20 protein-coding genes are annotated in these 20,840 nt (G+C 62.4%); 9 read left to right on the top strand and 11 right to left on the bottom strand.

The genetic code is table 11. The features are described from left to right. Positions 1–182: 182 nt before the first annotated feature. From ACFX4T_RS23735 to ACFX4T_RS23745, 3 genes are all read right to left on the bottom strand, one after another. Positions 183–644 carry a DUF3817 domain-containing protein gene (locus tag ACFX4T_RS23735; protein ID WP_223947142.1) on the bottom strand — a complete coding sequence of 154 codons (462 nt, stop codon included), beginning with the start codon at positions 642–644 and terminating at the stop codon, positions 183–185. 61 nt (positions 645–705) lie between these two features. Next, positions 706–1,314: a hypothetical protein gene (locus ACFX4T_RS23740; protein ID WP_377654671.1), complete on the bottom strand. Its 609-nt coding sequence runs from the start codon at positions 1,312–1,314 to the stop codon at positions 706–708. A gap of 78 nt (positions 1,315–1,392) precedes the next feature. Beyond that, on the bottom strand, positions 1,393–1,899 hold the full coding sequence (locus tag ACFX4T_RS23745) for a hypothetical protein (RefSeq protein ID WP_377654673.1): 507 nt from the start codon (positions 1,897–1,899) through the stop codon (positions 1,393–1,395). Positions 1,900–2,000: 101 nt separating this feature from the next. On the opposite strand from ACFX4T_RS23745, the gene ACFX4T_RS23750 reads away from it, so the two are divergent. From ACFX4T_RS23750 to ACFX4T_RS23770, 5 genes are all read left to right on the top strand, one after another. Beyond that, positions 2,001–2,729 (top strand): FadR/GntR family transcriptional regulator, encoded by a 729-nt coding sequence (locus tag ACFX4T_RS23750; protein ID WP_216927540.1) that lies wholly within the window; start codon positions 2,001–2,003, stop codon positions 2,727–2,729. Next, positions 2,726–3,751 carry an asparaginase gene (locus ACFX4T_RS23755; RefSeq protein ID WP_377654675.1) on the top strand — a complete coding sequence of 342 codons (1,026 nt, stop codon included), beginning with the start codon at positions 2,726–2,728 and terminating at the stop codon, positions 3,749–3,751. Before ACFX4T_RS23750 ends, ACFX4T_RS23755 begins: the two co-directional genes overlap by 4 nt. Before the next feature lie 13 nt (positions 3,752–3,764). Then, positions 3,765–5,180 carry an aspartate ammonia-lyase gene (locus ACFX4T_RS23760; RefSeq protein ID WP_377654677.1) on the top strand — a complete coding sequence of 472 codons (1,416 nt, stop codon included), beginning with the start codon at positions 3,765–3,767 and terminating at the stop codon, positions 5,178–5,180. A 142-nt stretch (positions 5,181–5,322) separates the two neighbouring features. Continuing rightward, complete coding sequence (locus tag ACFX4T_RS23765) at positions 5,323–6,834, top strand: amino acid permease (protein WP_216927544.1); 1,512 nt, start codon at positions 5,323–5,325, stop codon at positions 6,832–6,834. 197 nt (positions 6,835–7,031) lie between these two features. Next, on the top strand, positions 7,032–7,703 hold the full coding sequence (locus ACFX4T_RS23770; protein WP_377654680.1) for a FadR/GntR family transcriptional regulator: 672 nt from the start codon (positions 7,032–7,034) through the stop codon (positions 7,701–7,703). Between the two features lie 13 nt (positions 7,704–7,716). Here the strand turns inward: ACFX4T_RS23770 and ACFX4T_RS23775 are convergent, their stop codons facing one another. The 5 genes from ACFX4T_RS23775 to ACFX4T_RS23795 are packed head-to-tail and all read right to left on the bottom strand — an operon-like array spanning position 7,717 to position 12,498. Next, a complete protein-coding gene (locus ACFX4T_RS23775; RefSeq protein WP_377654682.1) occupies positions 7,717–8,586 on the bottom strand; it encodes an amidohydrolase family protein in 870 nt (289 codons plus the stop codon). Next, complete coding sequence (locus tag ACFX4T_RS23780) at positions 8,579–9,559, bottom strand: aldo/keto reductase (protein WP_377654684.1); 981 nt, start codon at positions 9,557–9,559, stop codon at positions 8,579–8,581. Before ACFX4T_RS23780 ends, ACFX4T_RS23775 begins: the two co-directional genes overlap by 8 nt. Beyond that, positions 9,556–9,870, bottom strand: a complete 315-nt coding sequence (locus ACFX4T_RS23785; RefSeq protein ID WP_377654686.1) for an L-rhamnose mutarotase — start codon at positions 9,868–9,870, stop codon at positions 9,556–9,558. The genes ACFX4T_RS23780 and ACFX4T_RS23785 overlap by 4 nt, the downstream gene beginning before the upstream one ends. Further along, complete coding sequence (locus tag ACFX4T_RS23790) at positions 9,863–11,155, bottom strand: alpha-L-fucosidase (protein WP_377654688.1); 1,293 nt, start codon at positions 11,153–11,155, stop codon at positions 9,863–9,865. The genes ACFX4T_RS23785 and ACFX4T_RS23790 overlap by 8 nt, the downstream gene beginning before the upstream one ends. Further along, entirely contained in the window at positions 11,152–12,498 is a 1,347-nt protein-coding gene (locus tag ACFX4T_RS23795; RefSeq protein ID WP_377654690.1) for an L-fuconate dehydratase, read from the bottom strand. The genes ACFX4T_RS23790 and ACFX4T_RS23795 overlap by 4 nt, the downstream gene beginning before the upstream one ends. Before the next feature lie 146 nt (positions 12,499–12,644). On the opposite strand from ACFX4T_RS23795, the gene ACFX4T_RS23800 reads away from it, so the two are divergent. Both ACFX4T_RS23800 and ACFX4T_RS23805 read left to right on the top strand, forming a co-directional pair. Continuing rightward, on the top strand, positions 12,645–13,553 hold the full coding sequence (locus tag ACFX4T_RS23800) for a fumarylacetoacetate hydrolase family protein (RefSeq protein WP_377654692.1): 909 nt from the start codon (positions 12,645–12,647) through the stop codon (positions 13,551–13,553). Then, positions 13,553–14,314 carry an SDR family NAD(P)-dependent oxidoreductase gene (locus ACFX4T_RS23805; RefSeq protein ID WP_377654694.1) on the top strand — a complete coding sequence of 254 codons (762 nt, stop codon included), beginning with the start codon at positions 13,553–13,555 and terminating at the stop codon, positions 14,312–14,314. Before ACFX4T_RS23800 ends, ACFX4T_RS23805 begins: the two co-directional genes overlap by 1 nt. Positions 14,315–14,365: 51 nt before the next feature. Here the strand turns inward: ACFX4T_RS23805 and ACFX4T_RS23810 are convergent, their stop codons facing one another. The 3 genes from ACFX4T_RS23810 to ACFX4T_RS23820 are packed head-to-tail and all read right to left on the bottom strand — an operon-like array spanning position 14,366 to position 17,836. Continuing rightward, positions 14,366–15,517, bottom strand: coding sequence for an FG-GAP repeat domain-containing protein (locus ACFX4T_RS23810; protein WP_377654696.1), 1,152 nt, complete (start codon positions 15,515–15,517; stop codon positions 14,366–14,368). Between the two features lie 14 nt (positions 15,518–15,531). Further along, on the bottom strand, positions 15,532–16,698 hold the full coding sequence (locus ACFX4T_RS23815) for a VCBS repeat-containing protein (protein WP_254186842.1): 1,167 nt from the start codon (positions 16,696–16,698) through the stop codon (positions 15,532–15,534). After that, positions 16,685–17,836 (bottom strand): VCBS repeat-containing protein, encoded by a 1,152-nt coding sequence (locus tag ACFX4T_RS23820; RefSeq protein WP_308169469.1) that lies wholly within the window; start codon positions 17,834–17,836, stop codon positions 16,685–16,687. The genes ACFX4T_RS23815 and ACFX4T_RS23820 overlap by 14 nt, the downstream gene beginning before the upstream one ends. Positions 17,837–18,047: 211 nt before the next feature. On the opposite strand from ACFX4T_RS23820, the gene ACFX4T_RS23825 reads away from it, so the two are divergent. Further along, positions 18,048–19,361 carry an ATP-binding protein gene (locus ACFX4T_RS23825; protein ID WP_223947155.1) on the top strand — a complete coding sequence of 438 codons (1,314 nt, stop codon included), beginning with the start codon at positions 18,048–18,050 and terminating at the stop codon, positions 19,359–19,361. Between the two features lie 115 nt (positions 19,362–19,476). Then, the gene (locus ACFX4T_RS23830; RefSeq protein WP_377654700.1) at positions 19,477–20,721 is read left to right on the top strand and encodes a low temperature requirement protein A; all 1,245 of its coding nucleotides are present in this window, start codon (positions 19,477–19,479) and stop codon (positions 20,719–20,721) included. The last annotated feature ends 119 nt before the right edge of the window (positions 20,722–20,840 follow it).

The raw sequence follows: 20,840 nt of genomic DNA on the forward strand, positions 1-20,840 counted from the left end.
AGAAAAAGCACTCGTCGCCGACACCTGCCAGGAAAACCCCACATCCTGGGGCTGCCCCAACGCCGAAAAATGACTGAGCCCGTGGCTTCCTGACCTTCATTGAGACAAAAAGAGACCCAAATCGCCGGAAAAGTGCAGCTTTGGGCTCCAAACAAGGTCAGGGAGCCACAGAGCGATAGTGATCAGGAGAACCAGGTGTCCGGCGGGCCCATGAAAAGCAGGAAGCTGAATACTGCGCCGACGCCCACCAAAACCAGAACAACCGCCAGAATGGGATTGCCCAGCACCCATGCCTGCGCCTTTTCGAGGGCGCCGCGGGGCTTCTCGCCGCCAGCGGCCAGCCGCCACCCGCCGTCGAGCAATCCCCGCCGATCAAGCGACCTCTCCACTGGGATGGTCGCATAGGGAATTACCGCCGAAACGATGGCAAGCAGTCCCGTACGGGTAGTCCATTTTTGGTTGATCCACGTGAAGGCGGCTGTCGCTGCGTAGCAAAGGAAGACAAAGCCGTGGATACCTCCGGCTACGCTCACGCCCATCTCCGTGGTGTGCGTGACGTACTTAAGGAACAGCCCAATCAGCAACAGCGTCCACGTCACAGCTTCGGCAAAAGCTACGGTACGAAACAGGGTGCGGGGCTGCATGAAAGTCCTTGGGCTGGGAAACGGGAGTCCCGTCCAATTTACCGTGACAGGACAAACACGTTCACCCCGGCAGTGGCAGCGAGTCCCGGTTCCGGATCTGTGAGTCCCCGAATTCAACGGGCACTGGAGCGATCTCCATCGGCGGGTCATGCCGGGTCCGGGCCTTGCCAACGGCGATATGAGGCAACCAACGGGGTGACCTGTAGCCCAGGGCAGGTGAGCTCAGGATGAAGTCGTCGATGTTATCCAGGCCCAGGTCATCCAAAAGCACATGAAGCCCCTGAACCAGTAGGGCCTGATAATCGTGCACCTCTTGAGGAACGTCCACTTCCAACCCCATAAGGCGGCCACCGCCCAGAGGGACCAGTTTGTCCGACTTTCCCAGGAACCCCTGCAGTACAGGCAACTCCGTCAACCAACCCACAATCTCCGGAAGTACGTTCTCTGACCTGGACATTCCTTTGGTCCAGGCTTCAATATCCTGGACCAAATCATCGAGGATTCCCACGTGCAGCAATGTCATGTGGAGTCCTCGCGGCTTCCGGAGGAAATCGACGTAACGGCTTAGTCCCTCGTAGTCGGATTGCCCGGCACCGATGCGGAGGACAGGCGCCTCGACGGTGATCCGGGATCCATGCGGTTTGCCTCCAGCGGGGTTACTGGCCGTCATGCATGACATTATGCGCCGCGCGCGGGTCCCATGGCAGGCCCCCAACAGAAACCCAGTGCCGCCGTCGTACTCAACGCCCTACTTTTTGGTGCGAGCCTGAACCAGATTCGCGAACGGCAGGCGGCCATATGTGGCAACGAAATCAGCGTGGTAGGCGGCCTCTGCTGCATTCACCTCGGAAGGAGGGAGTTCCTTCCACGCAATGATCAGGTCCAAGGCGTCCCGGAGCTGCCAGATGAGGCGAGCGTCCCAGACGACCGTGGGCCGTCCGCGGCCGTAATCCATGAACTCCTGGATCTGCTTCCGAAGCCCCCGGTTTCCCTGGCTTCCGGCGCTGGCTTTGCCCAGGTACAACAGCGAAACGTCCGGAACCCACTCCGCTTCCAAAGCTTCACGTTTAAGCGACGGGTCCTTTTTCTTGAAGGTGCCGGCAGTGCTCTTGGTGAGGAACACGGGATCGAAACCCGCGGGGCAAAGGAGGGCAAAGATTCCCGGCCCCTGGGGGATCCGCATGACCTCGAGCTCGTCCAGGGCCCGGAAGCCCGTGAAACCGTCCGCGGTGAGCGACTTTTTGGTGAATAGCATGCTCCATTGTGCGGGAGCAACGCAGCACCCTGAACACCCAAAGCGTGAAGCGAATCTTTCAGCGTTGACACGGCCTTGTGACCCGTGCCATATTCGATAACGTGAACCTGTCAGACAGCCGGACAGCCGGACAGCCGGCCCCTCAGGGCTCTTCCGCTGGGCATACGCCGATCTCGCGCATTTCCGCGGCTGAGGCTGTCTTCGCGGCACTCAGAAGGGCTATCGAGGGCGGCCAGTTCGATATCGGCACCAAGTTGAGCTCTGAAGCAACGCTGGCGGCCCAGTATGGCGTGAGCCGCTCGGTCATTAGAGAAGCGCTGCGGTCCTGCAACACCTTGGGCCTCACCATGACCAAGACCGGCAAGGGCACGTTCATTGTGGCCAACAAGGTCGCCAACGACCTTACCTTGGGCCAGTACAGTGCGCGTGATCTGAACGAGGCACGTCCGCACATTGAGATTCCCGCGGCCGGACTGGCAGCCCTGCGCCGCACCGAAGAAGAACTTGAGCACCTGAAGGACATCGTCCAGGAAATGCTCAACGAGAACGATCCCGAAGCCTGGGTGAACCTGGACGCCAGCTTCCATTCCGCCGTCGCCCGGGCCAGTGGCAACAGGGTGTTCGCCAGCGTCGTTTCCGATATCCGCGATGCCTTGGCCCACCAGTCTGAAACCCTCAACCTCGTCGCCGACCGGCAACACCGCTCGGACGAGGAACACGTTGCCGTGCTGAACGCAATCGAAGCAGGTGACGCCGAAGCAGCGAGCAAAGCGATGGCCGATCACCTTCAGGCCGTCAGCGTCGCACTGGACACGATCCTCAGCAAATGAACCATCCAAAGGACACCATGCCCCAAGTGACCGCGGCAGCAGCGGCCCAAACAGCACAGAGAACGCCCAACCACGTCCCGCTCGTCGAACAGACCCGCGACGGCCTGGTGGAGAGCATCCACTATGGATCGCTGATCGCCCTGAACGCCGATGGCAGCAGTGCCATCGAAGCCGGCGAGCCGGACGCACCCATGTACCCGCGCTCGTCCCTTAAGCCGCTGCAGGCCGTAGCCCTCCTCCGCGCAGGCTTGGACATCCCCCAGAACCTCCTCGCCCTGACGGCGGCCAGCCACTCGGGCAGCAAAGCGCATCGCGACGGCGCCGCCGAGATCCTGGCGCTTCACGGCCTGACCGAAGCGGCTCTGGGCAACAGCACGGACCTGCCGTACGGCGTCGTTGAGCGCGAAGAGTGGCTCCGCGCCGGCAACGGCCCCACCCAACTTGCCCAGAACTGCTCCGGCAAACACGCCTCAATGACTGCAGTCTGTGTCATCAACGGCTGGCCCGTGGAGGGGTACCTAAACCCGGAGCACCCACTGCAGGTCCTGGTTCGCGACACCATCACCGAACTGACCGGCGAGGACGCAGCCGCAGTAAGCACCGATGGCTGCGGAACACCGCTCTTTGCCCACTCGCTGCACGGCATGGCCCGCGCTTATGGCCGTCTGGCCGCCGCCGACCAAAGCACCGATGAAGGCAAGGTTGCCCACGCGATGCGCCGCTTCCCCGAGATGGTGGCCGGCGAAGGCCGCGACGTCACTGCGCTGATGCGCGCCGTCCCCGGACTCCTCGCCAAGGACGGTTTTGAAGGCCTCCAGCTGGTGGGGTTGCCGGACGGCCGCGGCGTCGCCGTGAAGATTTCCGACGGCGGTGACCGCGCACGCATGCCCGTCACCGTTGAGGTCCTCCGCCAGTTGGGCGTCGACGGCGGCAGCCTGGACACGCTTCAAAGCCCACCGGTGCTGGGTGGCGGCCTTCCAGTCGGCGAGCTCCGTGCAGCGCAATTTTTCAGCAAGAACTAAACCAAGGACAGCTATGACCACCGTCGATCAGGCGATCCCCATCCGTTCCGAACATGACCTCCTGGGTGACCGGGATGTCCCGGCAACCGCCTACTGGGGGGTTCACACCCTCAGGGCAATCGAGAACTTCCCCATCACTGGGCAGCCCCTCTCCACCAACCGTCACCTGGTACGTGGCTTGGCCGCAGTCAAGATGGCTGCAGCCCGGACCAACCACGAGCTCGGCCTTCTGGACGCAGAGCGCGCCGGAGCCATCGAGCAGGCCTGCCAGGACGTCATGGACGGCAAGCTCCAGGAGCAGTTCATGGTGGACGTGATCCAGGGCGGCGCGGGCACCAGCTCCAACATGAACGCCAACGAGGTCATCGCCAACCGTGCTTTGGAAATCCTCGGCCACCCCAAGGGCGACTACTCAAAGCTGCACCCGAATGACCACGTCAACCTGAGTCAGTCCACCAACGATGTCTACCCGACGGCGGTGAACCTCGCCACGATCTTCTCGGTGAAGGAACTCCTCCTCGCGCTGGAAGAGCTGGAGCTCGCGTTTGCTGAAAAGGGCAAGGAATTCCGCACCGTTGTGAAGATGGGCCGCACCCAGCTTCAGGATGCAGTGCCCATGACCCTGGGCCAGGAGTTCGGCGGATATGCCGTGACCATCGGCGAAGACCGGGCGCGACTGGACGAGTCCCACATGCTGATCCACGAGATCAACCTCGGGGCCACCGCCATCGGCACAGGGCTCAACGCCCCAGCCGGATACGCCGATGCCGCGTGCCGGCACCTAGCCGAAATCACGGGCCTTCCGCTCCTCACTGCCGCCGACCTCATCGAGGCCACCCAGGACGTTGGCGCCTTCGTGCACCTGTCCGGCGTCCTCAAGCGCGTGGCAGTGAAGCTCTCCAAGATTTGTAACGACCTCCGCCTGCTGTCCTCCGGACCGCGTGCGGGTTTGGGTGAGATCAACCTGCCGGCGGTACAGTCCGGCTCGTCGATCATGCCCGGCAAGATCAATCCGGTGATCCCGGAAGTGGTCAGCCAAGTGGCGTACGAAGTCATCGGTAACGATGTCACAGTCACCATGGCCGCGGAGGCGGGCCAGCTTCAGCTGAACGCCTTCGAACCGATCATTGTGCACAGCCTGCACAAGAGCATCTCCCACCTGGAAGCAGCGTGCCGCACCCTTACGGCACGCTGCGTCCGGGGCATCACAGCAAACACCGAACGGCTACGGCTTACCGTGGAGCAGTCGATCGGTCTCGTCACGGCATTGAACCCCCACATCGGTTATGCCTCCGCCACGGCCATCGCCCAAGAAGCGTTGGTTACCGGCAAGGGTGTTGCAGAACTCGTCCTGGAGCACGGTCTGCTGACCGCCGCCCAGCTTGAGGAACTGCTCAGCCCGGAACGTCTGGCAAACCTGAGCAAGTAAGCCGAAACCGGCCAGTAAGCCCAGCGGCTCAAGCGAGCCATTTCCGCCCAATGAGGCACACCCCCACGAGGCCCTGTCCTGCGCTCCGGCCCCCGACCGGCCTCGTGCAGGACACCCCAACAGGACACCCCTAAGGATTCCAATGACCAACCCACCCATCACGGACCACACGGTCCCGCCCCAGGCGCACGCCAGCGAGAAAGCCCTCCATACGGAGGACAAGGGCTACCACAAGGATCTCAAGCCCCGCCAGATCCAGATGATCGCGATCGGCGGTGCAATCGGCACCGGCCTGTTCCTCGGCGCAGGCGGCCGCCTCAACGCAGCTGGCCCTTCCCTGGTCATCGCGTATGCCGTTTGTGGCTTCTTCGCGTTCCTGATCCTCCGCGCGCTCGGTGAACTCGTTCTCCACCGCCCGTCCTCGGGATCCTTCGTCTCTTACGCCCGTGAGTTCTTCGGTGAGAAGGCAGCCTTCGTTTCCGGCTGGTTCTACTGGATCAACTGGGCCACCACCACCATCGTGGACATCACAGCAGCGGCGCTGTACATGAACTTCTTCGGCAAATACGTCCCTTGGATGGGTGCCGTTCCACAGTGGGCCTGGGCCCTTATCGCTCTGGTCGTGGTCCTCAGCCTGAACCTCGTATCGGTCAAGGTCTTCGGCGAGCTTGAGTTCTGGTTCGCCATCATCAAGGTGGCCGCACTCGTGGCATTCCTGCTCGTGGGCACATACTTCGTCATCTTCGGCACTCCAGTTGAGGGCCAGGAAGTCGGCTTCAGCCTCATCACGGACAATGGCGGTATCTTCCCCAACGGCCTGCTCCCCATGATCATCCTCATGCAGGGTGTGCTGTTCGCATACGCCTCGATCGAACTCGTGGGCACGGCCGCGGGCGAGACTCCCAACCCCGAGAAGATCATGCCCAAGGCCATCAACTCCGTGGTCTTCCGTATCGCAGTGTTCTACGTTGGCTCGGTCATCCTGCTGGCACTGCTGCTCCCCTACACCTCATACGAGAAGGGCGTCAGCCCGTTCGTGACGTTCTTCGGTTCCATCGGCATCCAGGGCGTGGACGTCATCATGAACCTCGTGGTTCTGACCGCCGCGCTGTCCTCGCTGAACGCAGGCCTGTACTCCACGGGCCGCATCCTGCGCTCGATGTCCGTTGCCGGTTCCGCCCCGAAGTTTGCCCAGCGCATGAACAAGGCTGGTGTCCCCTACGGCGGCATTGCGATCACGGCAGGCGTCTCGCTCCTCGGCGTTCCGCTGAACTACCTCGTCCCGGCGCAGGCCTTCGAAATCGTCCTGAACGTTGCCTCCGTGGGCATCATCGTCACCTGGGCCACCATCGTCCTCTGCCAGATGCAGCTCAAGCGCTGGGCAGACAAGGGCTGGCTGAAGCGTCCGTCCTTCCGGATGTTTGGCGCGCCGTACACCGGCTACCTCTCGCTGCTGTTCCTGGTGGGCGTGCTGGTGATGGTCTTCATCGACTCCCCGCTTACCATGCTGGTCACCGCGATCGCCTGCGCACTGATGGTGGTCGGCTGGTACCTCTGCCGCAAGCAGATCCACGAGCTTGCTGCGACCCGCGACGGCTACACCGGCAGCGCCCCGGTGGTCGCCAACCGCCCAATGCGCGGCGGCGACTCCTAACAGGCCCCAAACAACGCCCGACGGCGGCACCGGGGTTCCGTAACAACGGAACCTGGGTGCCGTCGTCGTCGGTTAACGAACCCAAGTAAGTAGCAGCAGACGCCGTTTTGAGCGCTCAAAAGGGCATCTGCTGCTACCCAGTTGGGTGAGAGCGCGCCTAAGCCAAACATCCGATGACTCGCCACTACTATGGATCCATGGCTGTGACAGATGAGGCGATTGGCAAGATCAAGGACATGCTGATCCGCGGGGAACTCAAGGCCGGCGATCGGCTTCCGCCGGAGAAGGAACTTAGCGAGCGGCTGGGCCTTTCGCGCAGTTCACTGCGCGAGGCGGTGAAGGCGCTGGAGCTGATCCGCGTGCTCGACGTGCGCCGCGGCGATGGAACCTATGTCACCAGTCTCGATGCCAAGCTGCTCAACGAAGCCGTGGCATTTGTGGTCGACCTGCATCAGGACCGGTCCATCCTGGAACTCTTTGAGGTCCGACGAATCCTGGAACCTGCCACCGCCCACCTCGCTGCGAGCAAGATCAGTCCAGATGAACTCACGGCACTCCGGGCCACCATGGACGGCATCGATGAAAACACCGACGTCGAAGAACTCGTAGCCCACGACCTCGAGTTCCACAGCATCATTACCAAAGCTGCGGGAAACGATTACCTTGGCAGCCTGTTGGAGGCCCTGTCCAGCAGCACGGTTCGTGCCCGGATCTGGCGAGGCCTGACGCAGGAAAAGGCCGTGGCACATACCCTTGCCGAGCACCACGCGATCGCCGACGCCTTGGAACGCGGCGATGCCGAACTGGTCCGGGCCCTCGTGACTGTCCACATCAGTGGCGTGGAGAACTGGCTGCGGCAGGCGCTCTAATCCTTGGAAAGCGCTAGTCCTGTGGAATCGGCGTAACCGGCAGCCCGTAGGCGCGGATTGCTGTCGCCTCGAGCACGGCATCCTGTTCAGGGACGCTCAGTGAAGACACGAGTTCCAACAACACATCCAAAGTCCTGCCATAAGGCGCACCCAGTGTGCTGACTGGCCAGTCGCTGCCGATCATCAAGCGATCGGGCCCGAAGGCTTCCAACGCTTCCTCGAACAGTGGCCGCAACGAATCTGCCGAATACTCCACGTCGGGCAAGTGCAGGCCGGACAATTTGGCCACCGTGTTGGGCAGACGCCCCAGTTCTCGAAAATCAGAGCTCCAAGCCTTCATCGCAGTCGCGTCCGCAAGGGGTGGCTTGCCGAGGTGATCCAGGACCACGGTCAGCTCAGGAAGTTCCCGGGCGAGCCGCACGGTGGCTCCCAGGTGACGTGGGAAGGCATCGGGGACGTCGAAGGCCAGGCCGTGCGCGGCAACCAAGGCCAGGGATTCCCGCACCGGGGGCAGGTCGAGGAAGTCGTCGCGGGGATCATCGTGTACCAGGTGCCGGACTCCCCTGAAATCAGAATGAGCGGCGAACGCGTCCAACTGTTCCGCGGCTTGTGTTGGCGAATCCAGCTGGACCCACCCCACGACGCCGAGCACCCACGGATGGCGGGCGGCCGCCCCCAGCATCCTCTCGGTGTCAGCAACCGTGTCGTCGGCCTGGACCAGCACCGCTCCCCTCATCCCCGCTTCGGCCAAGACCTCTCCAGCCTCGTCCTCCCCGAAGCTGCGGAACAGCACACCGTGCTGCGGACCCAGCCATGAGTAGGGCCGGACGCCTCCACTTACAAAGGCATCCAGATCCCAGAGGTGCAGATGTGCGTCAATCACGCCCCAGACCCTCCAACGCATCCCACAGTTCTTCCGGCACCGATTCCTGCATACGGTTCGCGTTCGAGGTGACTTGTTCGGGTCTGCTCGCCCCGACAGTCACATTCACCACAGCCGGATGCCGCAACGGAAACTGGAGTGCCGCCGTCGGAAGTTCAACACCGAAATCCCGGCAGACCGCCGCAAGTGCCCGAGCACGCTCAACCACTGCACGCGGGGCGCGGTCGTAGTTGTAATGCGCGTCGTCAGGGACTTCGGGACGGGCCAGCAGCCCGGAGTTGTAGACGCCAACATTCACGACGCCGGTGCGGTGCTCCACGCACCGGTCAAGCAGCGGGACGCTGGGCTGCTCAAGCAACGTGTAGCGTCCTGCGAGCATGACGAGGTCCAGGTTCGCGGCCTCGACACATTCCAAGGCTGCCTCCGCGGAGTTGGTGCCGACACCGATGGCTTTGACCACCCCTTCCTGGCGCAGTTTCTCCAGCGCTGGAAGGGCCTGGGAGATGCCCTTGTGGAGATCGTGGACATCGGGATCGTGGAGGTACGCGATATCCACATGATCTAGGCCCAGGCGTTCTAGGGAATCCTCTATGCTGCGTCGGATGCCGGCTTCGGTGAAATCCCAAACGCGCCTGCTGGTGGCGGGGACGTCGAAGCCCTCGTCGTCGGTTACCGAGCCAGCCGTTGCCGAGCCGGCTGCTGCCGAGCCGGCATCCGGGTTGGCTTCCAGCAAGCGGCCCACCTTGGTGGAGATGATGAACTCTTCCCGTGGTTTGTCCCGGAGGACAGCGCCCAATCTCTGCTCGGACAAGCCCAGGCCGTAGTGGGGTGCGGTGTCGAAATAGCGAACCCCTGAATCCCAGGCTGCCAGGACAGTGGCCAAGGCTTCCCCATCAGGGATGGCCTTGTACAGGTTCCCGATGCCGGCGCCGCCGAATCCGAGCTTGCCGAGGTTGAGTGGTTCGGAGTTCATGGCAGTTCCCATACTTTCTGGATACCCGAATCGTTCCCGGAGTAATCGTCCTGAACCTCAAGGAGTTTGGCCATCCGAGCCTGCCAAGGGATATTTGCCGGATGATCCGCGAGCGCACGCCGCATGGCTTGGTAGTCTTCGACGTCCACCACGTGGAAAAGGTCCAGCCCGCTGCGCCAGATCCGCCAATTCCGTACGCCGGCTCCTTTGAGGGCTTCAACGAGTTCGGGCGGGATGTTCGCGTGGGCATGGGCGTATGCCTCTTCGGTTCCAGGCTTGAGACGGGTGTGGAGGGCGATGCTTTCAGTCATTGACATCCTCCGGCTTCAGGAACAGTTCCAGCACGGGTACAGCGACGTCGGGCCGCTGGACCGGGAGCTTGATGGTCAGGGTGCCCGCCGGCTGGCCGCCGGGTGTCATGTTCATGGCTTGCTGCCCGGGGTCCACCTCTTGGAGGAAGACCTCGGAAGCGTCGTTGAGGAGTTGGGCATACTCCACCTTGCCTGCCAGGTCCGGGAGATGGACGTATTCAAAGGGCCAGGCAAAGAGGTGTACGTACAGCCGGCCCCCACGCTGGGTGTAGCGGGTATCTCGAGGTGCTGTGAACTGTGATGTTCCTGCACCGTATATAGACCGGGAGTGCAGTTGCATCCATGCGCCGATCCCCTCGAGGGAGGCGAGAGCCCGGGGGTCGATGCTGCCGCGGCCTGTTGGGCCTACGTTGAGCAGCAGGTTTCCGCCCTTGGAGACGCCATCCACCAGCATTCGGATGAGCAGGTCCACGGACTTGTAGTTGAGGTTGTCACGGTCGTAACCCCAGCTGCCGTTCAACGTCTGGCAGGCCTCCCAACTGACCGGTGCGCCATCCACCATCATGGGACCTGCTGGCTGGTATTGCTCGGGAGTGACAAAGTCTCCGGGGATACCGAGGCGATCGTTGACCACGATGCCCGGCTGGAGTTCCCGCACCATGGCAAGCAGGGTTTCGGAGTCCCAGTCCTTGGCGCCCTTGCCGCCCCAGAACTCTGCGTGTCCGGTTTCTGCGTGGGAGAAATCGAAGAACAGGTAGTCGATGGTGCCGTAGTTACTGAGGAGCTCACGAACCTGGCCATGCAGGTACTCGCGGTAGCGTCCCATATCGCGCCCTGCGTTGAGGCTTTCGACGTCGGTAGCGTTGCGTTGCGGGTGCACGCCATCGATGGTGAAGTCGGGGTGGTGCCAGTCGATCAGCGAATGGTAGAAACCGACTTTGAGCCCTTCAGCCCGAAGCGCGTCCACATAGGGTGCGATCAGGTCACGGCCGACTGGCGTGTTGGTGGCTTTGTAGTCAGTTAGGGCTGAGTCCCACAGGCAGAAACCGTCGTGATGCTTGGTAGTGAGGACCACGTACTTCATGCCGGCCCTGCGCGCGGCCCGCGCCCACTCGTTTGGGTCGTAGAGATCGGGGTCAAAGCGCCGGAAGTACTTGGAGTACTCCTCCACCGTGGTTTCTTCCCGGTTCATCACCCACTCATGGCGTGCCGGTAGGGCGTAGAGGCCCCAATGGACAAACATGCCAAAGCGTGACTCTTCGAACCAAGGTGCGTGCTGGATCAACGGGATACCTTCCTGCTCGGATCGGGTGCGTTTCCTGCCGCGCCCGTCCCGGCCCAGACGGGTCCGTCGGGGAAGGCGTATTCGGCCAGTGTTTCACGCACCATTTCGTTGCCCGCACCAGGAGCCGACGGCGGCCAGTAGGCGCCGCTTCGGACGTCCACGGGTGTGGTGAAGTGCTGGTGCAGATGGTCCACGAACTCGATCGTCCTGCCTTCCTTTGTCCCTGAAACGGCAACGAAGTCGAACATGGACAAGTGCTGGACGGCCTCGCACAGGCCCACGCCACCGGCATGAGGGCACACCGGCACACCGAATTTGGCAGCAAGGAGCAGGATGGCGATGTTCTCGTTGACCCCTGCAACCCGGGCTGCATCAATCTGCAGGACTTGGAGGGAACCAGCTTGGAGCATTTGCTTGAACACCACCCGGTTCTGGACGTGCTCCCCTGTAGCCACAGGGATAGGGTCCACCCCTCGGGCAATGGCCGCGTGCCCCAGGACGTCATCGGGGCTGGTGGGTTCCTCGATCCAGGCGATGTCATAGGGAGCCAGGTGGGCCATCCAGTCGATTGCTTCCTGGACATCCCAGCGCTGGTTGGCGTCCACCGCAATCCTGATGTCCGGCCCCACCGCCGCACGGGCAATTCCAACGCGGCGGATATCGTCCTCCAAGGAGGCGCCCACCTTGAGCTTGATCTGCGCAAACCCATCGGCCACGGCTTCCTTGGCCAGGCGAGTCAGTTTCTCGTCGCTGTAACCCAGCCAGCCCGGCGTCGTGGTGTAAGCGGGGTAGCCTTCAGCGCGCAGCGCCACTTTGCGTACTTCCCTGCCCGGCTCCGCTGCCCGGAGGATCGCCAGCGCTTCATCCGGCGTGAGGGCGTCGGTGAGGTATCTGAAGTCCACCAATGCCACGAGTTCCTCGGGACTCATGTCTGCGAGCAGTTCCCAGAGCGGCAAGCCGGCCCTCTTGGCCTTCAGATCCCAGAGGGCGTTCACCACCGCGCCTATGGCCATATGCATGACGCCCTTCTCCGGGCCAAGCCAGCGGAGTTGGGAATCGTGGGCCATCAGCTTCCAGGTGGCGCCCATGTCTGCCAGGAGGTCTTCCACGTTGCGGCCCAGAATATGGTCCCGAAGTGCGTCGAGGGCTGCCGTCTCAACCTCGTTTCCGCGCCCGATCGTGAACACGAATCCGTGGCCTTCATGACCGTCACCGGCATCGGTGCGAATGATCAGGTATGCGGCTGAATAGTCGGGGTCCGGGTTCATGGCATCAGAGCCGTCGAGGTCCTGTGAGGTGGGGAAGCGGATATCGAAAGTGTCCACTGCGGTGATGACGCTCATTGCGCTCCTTGCTTGGCAGCTGTCGGTTGATCTTAGGTAGAGCTAAACATCCGATGTCTACCTTGTCAATGGGTCACATTTCCGTATTATGTAGTGAAACAGCACACTAGAGCTCGGATGTTAGTCCCAAACGCACGGAGGAAGCCATGACCTTGAAATTCGCCAGGCTGGGTACGGCCGGAAACGAACAACCGGCCGTCATCGCCCAGGACGCCGACGGCACAGAGAAGTACTTCGATCTCACGCCGCTGACCAAAGACATCGACGGCGTTTTCCTCGCCTCAGACGGTTTCACCCGGACCCGCGCAGCCCTCCAATCCGGGGAACTATCTGAGATTTCCGCGGAGGGCTTGCGCGTGGGTGCTCCCGTTGCGCGCCCAGGATCCGTGGTGGCAATTGGCCTCAACTACACCGCGCACGCCGCCGAATCCGGGGCAACGCCGCCCGAGGTCCCAGTGGTTTTCCTGAAGCCGTCCAACACCATCAGCGGACCTTTCGACGCCGCGCCCATCCCGCCGTCGTCGGAAAAGTACGACTGGGAAGTGGAATTGGCAATCGTGATCGGCAAGGAAGCGTCCTACCTTTCCTCCCTGGACGACGCCGAAGCATGCATCGCGGGCTACGCAGTGGCCAACGACCTGTCCGAGCGCGACTACCAGATCCCCGGAGCCGCCGGACAGTGGACCAAGGGCAAGTCGCTCCCCGCCTCCACTCCCCTGGGCCCATGGCTTGTACCCGCAGCTGACGTTGATGCCAACAACCTCCGGCTGAGGACCCTGGTCAACGGCGAAGCCCGCCAGGACTCGAACACTTCGGACATGATTTTCGATCCCGCCACGATCGTCCACCACCTCAGCCAGTACATGGTTCTGGAGCCAGGCGATGTCATCATCACCGGCACACCCGAAGGCGTGGCCCTCTCCGGTCGGTTCCCCTATATCCAGCCCGGCGACGTTGTGGAACTCGAGATCGACGGCTTGGGCCGGCAACGCCAGGAATACTACCGCGCGCAGGCCGGCACCGTTTCCGCCATCCCTGCCCACATCAGCGCCTGATGGCAACCCCTATGGGCCAGGAATTCGAAGGCCTGGCAGCACTCGTAACCGGCGGAGCCTCCGGCATTGGAGCAGCCATCGCAGAGCGGCTCGCCGCCGGTGGCGCACGGGTTGCCGTCCTGGACCTGGCACCGGAAGCGAGCCCGCACTTCGGCGTGGAATGTAACGTGGCCGATGACGCCTCGGTGCGAACCGCCGTCGAGACCGTTGCCAAGCAGTTTGGCCGCCTGGACATCGTGGTCAACAACGCCGGCATAGGCGCCCAAGGTGACATCGCCGCAAACGACGACGACGAGTGGCTCCGGGTCCTGAACATCAACGTCGTAGGAATTGCGCGCGTCAGCCGTGCGGCCCTGCCGTACCTGCGCGAGTCGCCGTCCGCGGCCATCGTGAACACGTGCTCGATTGCCGCAACCGCGGGGCTACCCCAGCGGGCGCTGTACTCGGCGTCCAAGGGCGCCGTGCTCTCCTTGACGCTTGCCATGGCTGCCGACCACGTTCGCGAGGGCATCCGCGTGAACTGCGTAAACCCAGGCACTGTGGACACACCCTGGGTGGGACGCCTCCTGGATTCCGCCGCTGATCCTTCTGCCGAACGGGCAGCGCTTAACGCTCGTCAGCCGCATGGCAGGATGGTGGACCCGGCCGAGGTTGCAGGCGCCGTCGCCTACCTCGCGAGCCCGCTGTCCGGCTCGACGTCGGGAACCTCCCTGGCCGTCGACGGCGGCATGCAGGGTCTGCGGCTAAGGCCCGTTCAGTAGGGGGTGCTTTAGTAATGGCCGCTTTGGTTAGGGCTGGCTTTGAACGTCGGGTCAGTAGAGCCCGTTGAAGATATTCCAGCCCCAACCCACGGTCTCGACGCCCTTCCACCCACCGTGGCCGTCGCCGTAGTACATCAGCAGATCACCGGCAGAGTTGACGCCATGGACATCGTTGAAGCCATCACGATTGAAATCACCCGCACTGCCAACCATGCTCAAGGCGTTCCACCCCTGGCCGATCTGACGCACCGTGGTCCAGCCACCGTGGCCGTCGCCGCCATATGAATACAGGCGTCCGGCTTTGTCTTTCGCCAGGACGTCCACGTTCCCGTCGCCGTCCCAGTCACCAGGCCCGATGAGCAGGTCCATGACGTCCCAGCCTTGGCCGACTTTCACGCGTGGATTCCAGCTGCCGAAGGGCTTGGACGGGTAGATGTAAAGGTCGCCGTTCGTCTCTGCGCTGAGGAGATCGTTCATTCCGTCCCCGTCGAAGTCCCCTGGTCCAATCGCAAGAACGGTCGGCTGCCACTCCCAGGTGGCTTGCGGGTACAGCGTATGGAACCCTCCGTCGCCCGTTCCCGGGTAGCGGTAGAGCATCGTAGAACTCTTCTCCGCCATGAGGTCGGCGATGCCGTCGTGGGTGACGTCGCCCGGGGCGATGATCGTGGTGAAGAAGCCCCACCCCGGACCTACATAGCGGGATTCCTTCCACCCTTTGACGTTGTCCTTCCCGAGGTACAAAATGAGTGCGCCGTCGTTGTTGCGGCCGATCAGTTCAAAGACCCCACGGCCGGTGAAGCCAGCCGCACGCACCGGTCCCTGCGCTACGGCCGGTGTTGCTTCCGTGACCAGTTCCTGGCCGGGGCACTTGCCGGGCGAAGCGTTGACTATCGCCGAGATCCGCCCGCCGATGTCGTCTTTCTCCAGGACGTAGAGTTTCGGGTCATAGAGTGGGTTCCCGTCTACGGGCCTTCCGTCGCGGAGCCATTGGACGGAGTAACCAGGATCCCCGTTCCCTCCGCAGCCCGAAAAGTAGTCCTGGGCACCCTGAACGAACAGCCCCGAGCCGACAATAGGTGCACCGGAGATCTTCACGCCAGACGCGTCAGCAGCGTGGGCGGCCGGCACGAACCCCGAAATAGCGAGCGCAGGACCGAACAACAACGCCACAATGCTTTTGACGATCGAGTTCTTTGGTGACATGGCCGCCCTCCCCCTCAGTAGAGCCCGTTGAAAATGTTCCAGCCCCAACCCACGGTCTCGACACCTTTCCAGCCGCCACGCCCGTCGCCGTAGTACATCAACAAATCACCGGCAGCGTTCACGCCGTGGACATCGTTGAAGCCGTCACGATTGAAATCACCGGCACTGCCAACCATGCTCAAGGCGTTCCACCCCTGGCCGATCTGGCGCGCGGTGGTCCACCCGCCGTGGCCATTCCCGCCATACAGGTAGAGCCGGCCCAACTTATCCTTGGCCAGGACATCCACGTTCCCGTCGCCGTCCCAGTCACCTGGACCAATAAGCAAATCCATCACATCCCAACCGCGGCCGATCTGGACTCCGGGCTTGATTTCACGCTCGAACCCTGAAGCATAAAGGTAAAGCTCGCCGTTGGGTTCACTGACGAGCAGGTCATTCAGTCCGTCCCCATCGAAGTCGCCCGGCCCGATCGCTTTGTCGAAGGCAGTCCATCCAGGCCCAAAACCAAAGTCGATCCCGGGATCCTCGTACGTTTGGAGGCCGCCGTCACCGGTTCCATTGAACTGGAACATCCAGCCGTCACTGTTGGATGTCAGGAGGTCGTTGATGCCGTCGCTCCCGAAGTCGCCGGCCGCGATGATTTTCGTGAACCCGGCCCACCCCGGACCCACCTGCCGCACTTCCTTCCAGCCTTTCGAATTGTCCTGGCCGAGATACAACATCAGCGTTCCATCATGCCTGCGGGCCATGAGTTCGAAGGCGCCCCGGCCCGTGAAACCCTCTGCCCGAGGGGGCTCCTTCCGAATGACGTCGGTTTCTGGCGTGGTCAGCGTTCGGCCGGCACAATTTACGGGGGATGCCGTAGCTATGGCGGAAATGCGGTGACCGAGATCAACAGTCTTCACCTCATAGAGGTATTCGTTGTACGGCGGACCTATGGAAACAGGCACACCATCCCTGAGCCATTGGACGGTGTGGTTCGGTTTCCAACTGCCGCTGCAGCCTTCAAAAAAGAAATGAGCTGCCTCCAGGGACAGAGTGGCGCCAACGATGGTTTGGCCAGTGATCCGAACATCGTCCGCATCGATTGCCCCGGCAGCCGGGACCAACGCCGGCACCGACATCAACAACGTCAACAGCCCAGCAGCGTGGGTCCGGCGCAGCCCTCTAGTAAAGCCCATTGAAACCACTCCATCCCCAACCCACTGTCTCGACGCCTTTCCAGCCACCGCGGCCGTCACCGTAGTACATCACCAGGTCCCCCGCTGCGTTGACGCCATGGACGTCGTTGAACCCGTCGCGGTTGAAGTCACCAACGCTCCCGATCTTGGTCAGGGCGTTCCAGTCTTGGCCGATCTGTCGGGCGCTGGCCCATCCGCCAAGACCATTGCCGCCATACAGGAACAGCCGGCCTTCTTTGTCCTTGGCCATGACATCGACGTTGCCATCACCGTCGAAATCACCCGGCGCGAAAAGAGTGTCCATGCCAGCCCACCCTTGGCCGACTTTTACCTTGGGACTCCATGAGCCTCGTCCAACTCTCGGGTAAAGGTAAAGATCGCCGTTGGGTTGAGTGGCCAAAAGGTCGTTCAATCCGTTGCCGTCAAAATCCCCCGGCCCGATGACTTTGTCCATGGTGTTCCACCCCGAGCCAATCTGACTGCGGTACTGGGTGGTGAATGCGCCATCACTGTATCCCTCGTAAAGAAGAAGCGCTCCCCAGGAGTCAGTCGCCAGGATGTCGTTCCGGCCATCAACAGTGAAATCGCCAGGAGTGATGATTCTGGTAAACGATCCCCAGCCCGACCCTACGCGCTGAACCTGTTTCCAGCCTTGATTCGCGTCTTGTCCCTGGTAGGAAAGCATGACGCCGTCAGACCGACGGGCGTCCAATTCAAAGACCTTACGGCCGGTAAATCCTTCTGCCCGTGCTGGCTCCTTGCGTATTACCCGCGGATCGTCGACTCGAACAGGTGGACATTCCGGGACGCCGGTGAGCACCGCGGAGAACTTGCTTCCCAGATCATCAGCTGTCAGGGCATGGAGCTGTGGGGAATACCCGGGCGACGATTCCACGGGTTCGCCGTTCCGCAGCCACTGGATCGAGTAGTCCACCCGCAGATTCGGGTCGCATGCGATGAAGTAGTCGTAATCGCCTGAGACGTACAGCACGCCACCAACAATGCTGGGGCCGTTGATGACGAGCTCGTCCGCGTCCACCGCCTCTGCGGCGGGTGCCAGTCCCCCACCAATCAGCAGCGCACACAGCAGCCCCGCCATGCTGCCACCGGCCATGGCCGTCCTGGAAAACAAACCCACGGATCCCCCTCTTCCGGCGTGGTCCAGCTAGGTGTTGCGCTTATCTTAGGTGCGGGAAACGACGCCGGGACGAAACCCGGTGCCGACAGGCCGCCGTCGTGGGTTTCCTCCGTAACGCAACGGACCTGCAACGTCCCAGTGCGGATGCTTCCCCTATGCTCAACTCCAAGGAATCAACGGCGATCCACCAAGCACACCCAGGAGAAACCCCATGACCAACTGGCGTATCAGGGACTTCCACTCGTCCGATCTTGATGGGATCCTGCACCTCTGGGAGTCACTCAAGGCTGATGGTGTAGAGCCCGTGTACGCACTCTCTGAGGTCCTTGCCTCGTGCGAAAAGGATCATGCAGTGGTGGCGGTCCAGGGCGATCAGGTGGTTGGCGCCGCGGTCGGACGGGCAGCGCATGACCAAGGCTGGGTCGTTTTCCTCGCCACGCTAACGGAGTTCCGTGGCAAGGGCATCGGCACTTCGCTGCTGTCCGCCGTCGAGAACCGCATGGCTCCGCACGGCCTCAACAAGCTGTCCGCGCTCATGCCGGAAACCGAGACCCGGGTGGAAGCGTTCCTGGGCCGCGGCTTCGTGGTGAAGAAGAACCTGCGCTACTTCGAACGGACCATCCCTGTGCAACGCCAAGAGCTGGAACCTCTAAGTCTGTTGGGTGGCCGGATCCTGGCCCGTGACCTGTGGGAAAACGTGGCGGGCATGAAGCGCGAGAAGGAACTGTTGGAACGCCGTCTGGTTCTCCCGCTGGCTGAGGCCGACCTCGCCGACGAGTACGGTGTAGTGCCGCCGCGCGCCGTCGTGCTTTTTGGTCCCCCAGGTACCGGCAAGACCACGTTCGCCAAGGCCATCGCGTCCCGGCTCGAGTGGCCGTTCGTGGAGGTGTTCCCGTCCCGCCTTGCGTCTGACCCCAAGGGCCTGGCCGGGGCGCTGCGGGAAACGTTCCTTGAAATCGCCGAGCTGGAACACGCCGTAGTGTTCATCGACGAAGTGGAAGAGATCGCCTCGCAGCGGGCGGGCGATCCGCCGTCGCCGCTGCAGGGCGTCACCAACGAGCTCCTCAAGATCATCCCTGCATTCCGGGAACAGCCCGGCCGACTCCTGGTCTGCGCCACCAACTTCATCCGCGCCCTGGACACCGCGTTCCTGCGCCACGGCCGGTTCGATTACGTCATACCCATTGGCCTGCCGGACGTCCACGCCCGCGAGGCAATGTGGCAGCGGTTCATCCCCGCCACCGTGGTGGACGACGTCGACATTGCCCAGTTGGTGGAACGCACCCAAGGCTTCTCGCCGGCGGACATCGAGTTCGCAGCACGCAGCGCCTCCCAGCGCGCCTTGGAAAAGGCCGTGTACGACGACGCCGCTACTTCGGGCGCGGCGTCCACAGTCTCGTCGAACGGACGGAAGGGCCCGGTTACACAGGACTACCTCGACGCCATCGCCGATACCCGCACAACTGTGAGCGACGAGGTGTACCAAGAGTTCCTCGAAGACATCGATGTGCTGGGGCGCGTGTAGTCCCCGTCCGCCCCGAGCTCGCTGGAACGGTGTGAGCTCGCCGCAAGGTTCCGGGCGATGTGGGCGTTTTCCCGCGAACTCGGTGTGCGGGTGTGGCACCGGTAATCTTTGACCCATGTCCACGAATCCCCTTCGCCATGCCTTGTCCCGCATGGGCGGCCGCGATCCCCACGAGAAGCACCGCACGGCCACTCCACTGGAGCTGTTCTTCGACCTGACGTTTGTCATAGCGTTCAGCGTTGCTGCCAATCAGTTGGCCCACAATGTAGCTGAAGCGCACTTTGGAGCGGGTCTTCTTGGTTTCTGCTACGCCATGTTTGCCGTTATCTGGGCTTGGGTGAACTTCACGTGGTTCGCAAGCGCCTACGACACCGACGACTGGGTGTTCAGGGTAGTCACCATGGTCCAGATGCTGGGCGTCCTCATTCTGGCGATGGGCATCGAACCGATGTTCCATTCCCTGCTGGAGGGCGATCACGTCAACAATGTTGCGATCCTGATCGGTTACATCGTGATGAGGCTGGCGCTGGTGTTCCAGTGGCTGCGGGCGGCCCGCCAGGATCCCGGGCGCAGGGAAATTTGCCTGCGCTACGCCCGGTACCTGGCGGTGGTTCAGGTGGGCTGGATTTTGGCGTTGGTGGTCGATACCGATGTCCTCACTACGTTCCTGCTTGCTGCGCCGCTGTTCGTCCTGGAGATGTCCGTGCCCAAGCTTGCGGAGCGGAAAGCGTCAACACCGTGGCATGCACACCACATTGCCGAACGATACGGGCTGCTGGCGATCATTGCCTTGGGCGAATGCCTCATCGGAGCCATCGAAACTCTCCGAGCAATCGTGGCGCTTCACGGCTGGTCCCTCGAAGCTGCCGTGGTGGGCCTTGGAGGAACCGGTTTGGCATTCGGCATGTGGTGGATCTACTTCATCCTCCCGTCAGGGAAGTCGCTGCACCTGCAGCGGCATCGTTCCTACCTGTTCGGCTACGGCCACATGATCATCTTCGCCGCCATCGCTGCCACGGGGGCCGGACTCCACGTGGCGGCTTACTTCATAGACCATGAAGCTCACATCAGCGCGGCGGCAACGATCGCCTGGATCGCGGTGCCGGTGGCAATATTCAAGGTCTCACTGACACTGCTCTATACGGCAATGCTGGGGCCGGACAAGCACGTCCTGTGGAGCACCGGCATGGTGGCGGCCGTCCTCGCGGGAAGCGTGGCGTTGGCCGCAGCGGGCGTTTCCGTACCACTGTGCATGCTGGTCATGGTCCTGGCCCTGGGCGTCTCCATCGCCCTGGACGAACGCTCTGGCCACAAGGGACGGGCAGCGGCGCTGCGTCGGCTGGAGGCCGCGGCGGGCTAATGGGCACTAAGAGAGCCGGTACGTTCGTGCCGGTTTTTCGATGGAGCGCCTTGTTTTCTCACTCCTTATGGGGGCACACTAAGGGAATCGGCACGTTCGTACCGATTCGCGAAGTGGGA

The organism is Paenarthrobacter sp. YIM B13468 (assembly GCF_042788025.1).
GTDB lineage: Bacteria > Actinomycetota > Actinomycetes > Actinomycetales > Micrococcaceae > Arthrobacter > Arthrobacter aromaticivorans.